Genomic DNA, 7,684 nt, shown 5'->3' with positions numbered 1-7,684 from the left:
TATAAAACTACTATCGGCGGCAAACACGCTATAGACGCGCTGGCAGGCTTCACCTATCAATACGCGACCAACTATGGTACCGGTTTTAAATCGATCAATGTGCCACAGTCGACCGAATACCTGGGCATTAAAAGCATTGGCGGCGGTACTGCCAGCAATCCTTATGCAGGTGGCTCCCGCTGGCAGCTGTTTTCTTTTCTCGGCAGACTGAATTACAGTTATGCAGATAAATACCTTTTTACAGCCACTGCCCGCTCCGATGGTTCTTCGAAATTTGCAGCAGGCAAGCAATGGGGCTACTTTCCCTCCGGCGCTTTTGCCTGGCGGTTTACGCAGGAACCCTTCCTGAAAAATATTACCCGCATACTCAATGATGGTAAGTTCCGCGCCAGCTACGGCAGCGTAGGCAACAATAAAGTGGGCGACTTCAGCTACCTCGCCACACTCGCCGGCGCCGGACAATTTGGTTATCCTTTCAATAACCAATACACCAGAGGCACCGTGCCTTTTGGCAATGGCAATATGGATCTCACCTGGGAAACCACTTCAGAACTGGATCTGGGATTGAACCTGAGTTTTTTGAATGACCGGATATCGATAGACGCAGATTACTACCACCGGCGAACAAAAAATTTCCTGTTGCTCGTGCAAATTCCTTACCTGGCAGGCTACAGCATCACTTCCACCAACACACAATACCAGAATACCGGCGAAATCAGCAACAAAGGGGTGGAACTTACGATTAACACCTTCAATATTAAAAGCAAAGATTTCAACTGGACTTCCAGTTTTAATATCAGTTTCAACAGGGGGAAGATTGTTAAATTCTATGATGGATTTGAGGTGATGCCTACCATTTTAAATTTGCCTGGTGGAAATTCCACTACGGCCTGGATTGCGAAAGTAGATGCGCCTATATCGCAGTTCTACGGCTACAAATGGGCCGGCGTATACCAGTACGATGATTTTGTGAAACAAGGCAACGGCACCTATGTAGTGAAAAACGGTGTGCCTGCCTATGCCGGCGGTGTACAACCCGGTGATCCCAAATACAAAGACATCAATGGCGATGGCGTAATAGATGGCAACGATCAAACCGTAATAGGCAGCCCCTTACCTATTCATACCGGTGGCTTCTCCAACAATTTCAGTTATAAAAATTTCTCGCTGAATATTTTTTTCCAGTGGAGTTATGGCAACGATATCCTGAATGCCAACAGAATGGCCTTCGCTTCTACCGGTGGTTATTATCCAAATGGCAATCAGTTTGCGGAATATGCCGATCGCTGGACGCCGTCTAATCCTTCTAACGATATTCCCCGCGCGAAATATAACAACAGAGGAGATGCGGGTAGTACCACGCCAAAAGTAACTTCCAGGTATATCGAAGATGGTTCTTATCTGCGGCTCAAAACCATTGCATTGGGGTATGAACTGCCCCGGCAGCTGCTGAACCGCGCCGGTATCAAAGGACTCAAAGTATATGGCGCGGCACAGAATATTTTTACAATCACAAAGTATAGTGGTATTGATCCGGAAGTATCCAGTTTCCGGGTACAGAACCCGGCCAATGCACCCGGCAATACACCCGGTGTAACAGCTACCAGCGGTACCGGCTATACGTTTTTGCAGCCGAGCAGCAGTTATTCTGCCTTGTCTGGTGGCTACGATTATACGGCTTATCCGCGGGCACTCACCATCAGTGTTGGTATTACGGCTACTTTCTGATTTCCTGTTAAAAATTATTGTATGAAAGCTTCCCACAAATTATTTTTATTACTCTGTCTTCTTCCCATCTCCTGTAAAATAGATGTGAGCCTGGACCCGGTTACTTTCCGGCCTATCACCTTTACTACCGAATCACAACTGGATGAGCAGGTGGCAGGGATGTACAACATCCTGCAACAGGACCCCCTATACGCTTTTGGCTTATGGGGCTATATCGATGGCGGCGCTGACGAAAGCTTCCGGAATAATGTGACCAGCAGCACCATTCTCACAGAACTCTATAGTATCAGCAATTCCGAACAGAATGTACTCCTGCTCTGGCGAAATTTATATAAAGGCATCGAAGATGCCAACGTGATCCTCGATGTGGTAGACAAACCAACCATGGACGAAACCAAACGTGCCCGGATCAAAGGACAGGCCATCTTCCTGCGGGCCTATTACTTTTACCTGCTGGTCACCCATTTTGGAGATGTACCACTGAAGACGATGCTCGCCACGTCTTTAGGCACCAACTTCAATCTTACCCGCACGCCCTCAAAAGATATCTACGCTTTTATTGTGAAAGAAATGACAACGGCTGACAGCCTCGTTCCGAAAATATCGCAAACGCTCACGCCTACTATCGTAACACAGTCGGCGGTAGAAGCCATATTAGCCAGGGTTTGTCTCACAATGGCAGGCCAACCAATGAATGATGCCACCAAATATAAAGAGGCGCTGTTCTGGGCCCAAAAGCTCATCAATACGAACCTCCATAGCTTAAACAGCACTCCCCATCCATTGTATCCGAATACGCCCGCATATGGCCGCATTTTCATCAATAAGATGCAAAACAACATGAATGACAATGGCACGTCGGAAAGTATCTGGGATGCCGCGTTTTTATCCAAGTCGAATGTAACCGGCTCGTATAGCGGTACCGCCTACCTGGTGACACAACAGCTCGGAGCGGTGATGGGCGTGTATTGCCCAGATGCGGGTATTACCGGGGTAAATGGTTATTCACCAGGCACCTACCGTGTGTTGCCCGGTTTGTATAACCTGTATGGCCCCGGTGATCAGCGGAGAGACTGGGCCATTGCGCCCTATGTATACAAAAGCGCCGCTACGCAACGCTACTACACCCTCACCGTGAATATCACCGGCGGTGGCGGTACAGGCGCAACGGCGACAGCCTATACTTCTGCCGAAGGCGTAATAACAAATGTGGTGATAGACAATGCAGGCACTGGCTATACCAGCGCCCCCGATATCAGCTTTACTTCCTATGGCACTAATACCAGCACCAACCCTTCTGTAGTAGCTCCCAATGTGGCTACGGCTACAGCCACAGTAAGTGGCGGCAAAGTTACGGGCATCAACATTACATTCGGCGGACTGGGTTATCCTACTGCCTATGATCACTGTGTAGGTAAATGGAGACGGGAATATGAAATCAACCTGCCACCCAGCAGACTACAAAATAATACTTCCTGCAACTTCCCGATTGTGCGTTATGCCGATGTATTACTGATGGCAGCAGAAGCCGATCTGAAAGTGAATGGTGCGCCCGGAGCAGCGGCAGTGGAGTATTATAACCAGGTGAGACGGAGAGCATATGGCTATGTACCTAATACATCCGTGCCAGGACTAGACGTCACTACGTTTACCCTGCAGGATATCATGGACGAACGTTCCCGCGAACTTTGTTTCGAAGGGGTACGCCGCAATGACCTGATACGCTGGGGCATGATGCCCGCAGCCATGCAACGGGTGCTTAGTAACAACGATACTTACGCGCCCACTACTTACAGTACTGCTGCGGGAGTGGCTGCCAATAACTTCCTGACCAATCCTGAAAAATATTCGCTGTTACCGATTCCCGCCGGTGAAATGGCCCTGGACCAGGTGCTGACACAAAATCCGGGATGGTAATAAAAACTGATAAAACTACTTTTATGAGATCCGTTATATACTGCTTTCTGTGTGTACTGTTATTCGTTGCCTGCCGCAAAAATCTAGTGGACACACCAGCCGACTTCAACGTGACCACAGATTTGCTGGCCTACAAAGAAGGCGATAGCGTTACGTTTAATTTATCCGGCAACCCGGGTACCATTGTATTTTTTTCCGGCGAAGCTGGTAAGTCGTATGAAAACCGCACCCGAACATCCGCAGCAGGCATGGTGAAACTACAGTTTCAAACATCGATGCAACAGGGGCCTGTGCCGCCAAAGCCCTGCCCGGATTCCCTGCTGCTGCTCATTTCCACCAACCTGCAAGGGTACGATGCCGCACATATTCAGCAGGCTACGTGGACAAATATTTCCAGCCGGAATACCAAATGGCCCAAATCACTGGCCACCAGTTTTACCACTTCCGACACGATTGATATTTCAGATTTTAATACTGCGGAGAAAGTCAATATCGCGTTTCGGGTGCTGAATAAAAAGACTGGCACCATCGCACAAAGAAAGTGGGCCATTCAAAATCTGACGCTTTACAATAATCTGCCGGATGGCAACGCCGCACCGCTGTTCACCAACTTCACCAATACCGCCTGGGTGCAGGCAAGTTTGCCGCAAACACCACCCGACAGCACCGGCATCAACGCCTGGAATGTAGGCACCTGGAATGTTTCCGCGGCAGATAGTGTTCGCAACAGCAATGGCATCACCATTCGTACGAGCTACCCTATCACTTTCAATCCCGGTACGGCTGTCGATAATGAAGACAATGACGACTGGCTGATTACCACTGCGGTGGATTTAAAAGCCACCAAACCTGATGTAGGCGCCGTGGTTAAAAATGAAATTGCGTTAAAGGCGAGCACCTACAAATATGTATTCAAAAAAGCAGGCACTTACCAGGTCACCTTTGTGGCCACCAATAACAGTCTGGACGAAAGTAAAAGCCAGATCAGACAGCTGACATTAAAAATTCTACCCTGACATACATGACGATACGATCTTTTTTTCCGGCCATCATGGCGCTGTTATTTTCCGCTTATAAGCTTACCGCGCAAACTGTAGCGGTCACCTCGGGCTGGCAGTTGCAGGATGCTGCCAAAGTACCGCAAAGCGGTGAAACAGTAGCACAGCAAGGCTTTTCCACCAATGGATGGTATGCAGCCATTGTACCCGGCACAGTACTCACCACACTGGTGCATAACAACGTATACCCGGAACCGTTATACGGCGAAAATAACCGCCCGGATAAAATTCCCGATACGCTTTGCCGCACCAACTGGTGGTACCGCACACAAATGAGCATTCCGCCCAGCTACCGCGACAAAAAAATCTGGCTGCATTTTAACGGCATTAACTATACCGCACAGGTATGGGTAAATGGAAAAAATATCGGGGAGATACAAGGCGCCTTTGCGCGGGGCATTTTTGATATTACCTCCGTCGTTAAGCCAGGTGAAACGGCTACCCTGGCGGTGTTAATATCGCCACAACCCAATCCGGGCGTGCCACACGAGCACACCATTGCACAGGGCATGGGCAAAAACGGCGGCATCACTGCCATGGATGGTCCAACTTTTCTTTGCTCTATGGGATGGGACTGGATACCTGCTATCCGCGACCGGAACAGCGGCATCTGGCAATCCGTATTTCTCACTGCCACCGGCGCCGTACGCATCAAAGATCCGCTGGTTACCACGGACCTGCCACTACCTTCGCTCAACACCGCCGATGTAAGCATTGCCGCCACGCTGGAAAATGTAACCGACCAGCCACAGCAAGGTACATTGCAGGCCAGTTTCGGAGATATCACGGTGCAACAGCATGTACAATTGTCACCACATAGCCAGCAGCGCATTACGATTGATCCGGCCACACAACCGGCACTGCGGGTAAAACAACCCAAACTCTGGTGGCCCAACGGCTATGGTCCACAAAATTTATATTCCCTGCAATTACAGTTTACTGCCAACGGAAAAATTTCGGATACACAACAACTATCATTCGGCATCCGCGAAATCAGCTATACCACACCGGCTTCCACCGACCTCACCATTTCCGTTAATGGCGTGAAAGTATTTTGTAAAGGCGGCAACTGGGGCATGGACGAAGCCATGAAACGTATTCCTGCAGCACGACTGGAAACACAGATCCGCATGCATCAGCAGGCCCATTACAATATTATACGTAATTGGGTAGGCCAGAGTACCAGCGAAGACCTCTACGCTCTCTGCGATAAATACGGGCTGATGGTATGGGATGAATTTTTTCAGCCCAATCCCTCCGATGGTCCCAACCCTGCCGATATTCATTTATACCTCGCCAATGTGCGCGAAAAAATATTGCGGTTTCGCAATCATCCGTCTATTATACTCTGGTGTGCCCGGAACGAAGGGAACCCACCTGCGGCGATAGAAGATTCACTGCAACTGCTCATAAAAGAACTGGAGCCGAAACGGCTGTATCAATCCAGTTCCACTTCCGGACGTGGCGTACATTCCGGCGGTCCTTACTATACCCGCAAGCCCGGCGAATACTATGTCTTCACGGAATCCTTCAAAACCGAAATTGGTAGTTTTTCTATTCCCACGCTGGAATCTATACAAGGCATGATGCCGCAAAAAGATTGGGAAGTAATTAACGACGACTGGGCGGAACACGATATGGCCACAAAATACTACCGCAACATGATCGGCAAACGTTTCGGTGAAGTGGCCAACCTGGCCGACTTTGTACGAAAATCGCAGCTGGCCAACTACGAATCTTTCCGCGCCATGTACGAAGGCCGCAATGCCAAAATGTTCCATCCATCTACCGGCGTGATCACCTGGATGAGTAATCCTGCACAACCCAGTTTTGTATGGCAACTCTATCATCATGACCTGGAACCCAATGCGGCATTGTTTGCCGTTCAGAAAGCCTGTGAACCTGTGCACGTACAATTCAACGAAAAAGAAGGGAATGTTCAGGTGATCAACAATGGACCGGCAACTATTAAAAACGCAAGTGTACAGTTGTCTGTTTATAACCTCGACGGTAGTACGGCGCTGGAAAAAAAATATACCGTCACAGCGGCACCCGCCGTAGCCACCGATCTGGAAGCAGTACCCTGGCCGGCCAAACTTTCGGCCGTTCACTTTGTAAAACTCACCCTCACGGATGCACAGGGCAACACCCGCTCCGATAATTTCTATTGGAACACGTTACCACTGGGCGCCGACCAGCTAAGCGACCTGGAGAAGTTGCCGCCGGTAACACTAACGGCCACCATTAAACGCCGCAGGGTGAAAGATACCTGTTTACTGGAAGTAACACTGCATAATCCTACCACGCATATAGCGCTGATGACGCATCTGCAACTGCACCGCCAGGGCAGCGATGACAGGGTATTACCCGTTTTTTATTCCGACAACTATGTATCACTCGTGCCCAACGAAACAAAAACAATTATCATTGAAGCAAGTGAAACAGCCCTGCAGGGAAAAATACCATTGGTAAAAGTGGATGGTTTTAATGTATATTTAAAACCACACTCCGGTCCGGATGCGGCCATATCTCTGAATGAAAACGCGCAGGTAAGCCATTGGCCCGTCACCCATTTACCCAGACCGGAAAATTCCACACCAACTAAATAGCCACACATGTTTACATCGAGACGGGATTTTCTGAAATTAACCACCCTCGGCAGCACCGGTTTATTGTTGCCAAACATGAGTTCCTTCGCCGCTATGCCGCCTGCCGACGGTAGTAATGAACTCACCACACTGAGTGAGCAATTGCTGCAACAATGGGGCGATGCATTGCTGGCCTTACAGGTCAATCAACCTGCTGCCAAAGGATTACATGGCGGTATTCTTTGTCCGGCTTGTGCGGCCATACATGGCCGCAGCGGCGACGCCATTTACCCGTTGCTATACCTGGCCAACAAAACGAAAGACCGGAAATATACGGACGCGGCTATACGTTTATATGATTGGATGGAAACGATGGTCAGCACGCCTGATGGC

At 49.2% G+C, this 7,684-nt stretch carries 5 protein-coding genes; all 5 read left to right on the top strand.

Going from position 1 to position 7,684, the window contains the following annotated elements; all coding sequences use genetic code 11:
- On the top strand, window positions 1-1,728 hold a 1,728-nt coding region (locus VIP81_RS28995), incomplete at its 5' end, for a SusC/RagA family TonB-linked outer membrane protein (protein ID WP_331969908.1).
- Window positions 1,729-1,749: 21 nt separating this feature from the next.
- Window positions 1,750-3,645 carry a RagB/SusD family nutrient uptake outer membrane protein gene (locus VIP81_RS28990; protein WP_331969905.1) on the top strand — a complete coding sequence of 632 codons (1,896 nt, stop codon included), beginning with the start codon at window positions 1,750-1,752 and terminating at the stop codon, window positions 3,643-3,645.
- Window positions 3,646-3,668: 23 nt separating this feature from the next.
- Complete coding sequence (locus tag VIP81_RS28985; protein WP_331969902.1) at window positions 3,669-4,661, top strand: DUF5017 domain-containing protein; 993 nt, start codon at window positions 3,669-3,671, stop codon at window positions 4,659-4,661.
- 5 nt (window positions 4,662-4,666) lie between these two features.
- Entirely contained in the window at window positions 4,667-7,312 is a 2,646-nt protein-coding gene (locus VIP81_RS28980) for a glycoside hydrolase family 2 protein (protein ID WP_331969899.1), read from the top strand.
- A gap of 6 nt (window positions 7,313-7,318) precedes the next feature.
- The coding region (locus VIP81_RS28975; RefSeq protein ID WP_331969895.1) for a hypothetical protein at window positions 7,319-7,684 on the top strand (366 nt) is incomplete at its 3' end.

Origin of the sequence: Chitinophaga sp. (genome assembly GCF_036566945.1) — a bacterium.
Lineage (GTDB): Bacteria > Bacteroidota > Bacteroidia > Chitinophagales > Chitinophagaceae > Chitinophaga.
The sequence above is the reverse complement of the archived record's forward strand: the minus strand, read 5'-3'. Positions and strand labels throughout refer to the sequence as shown.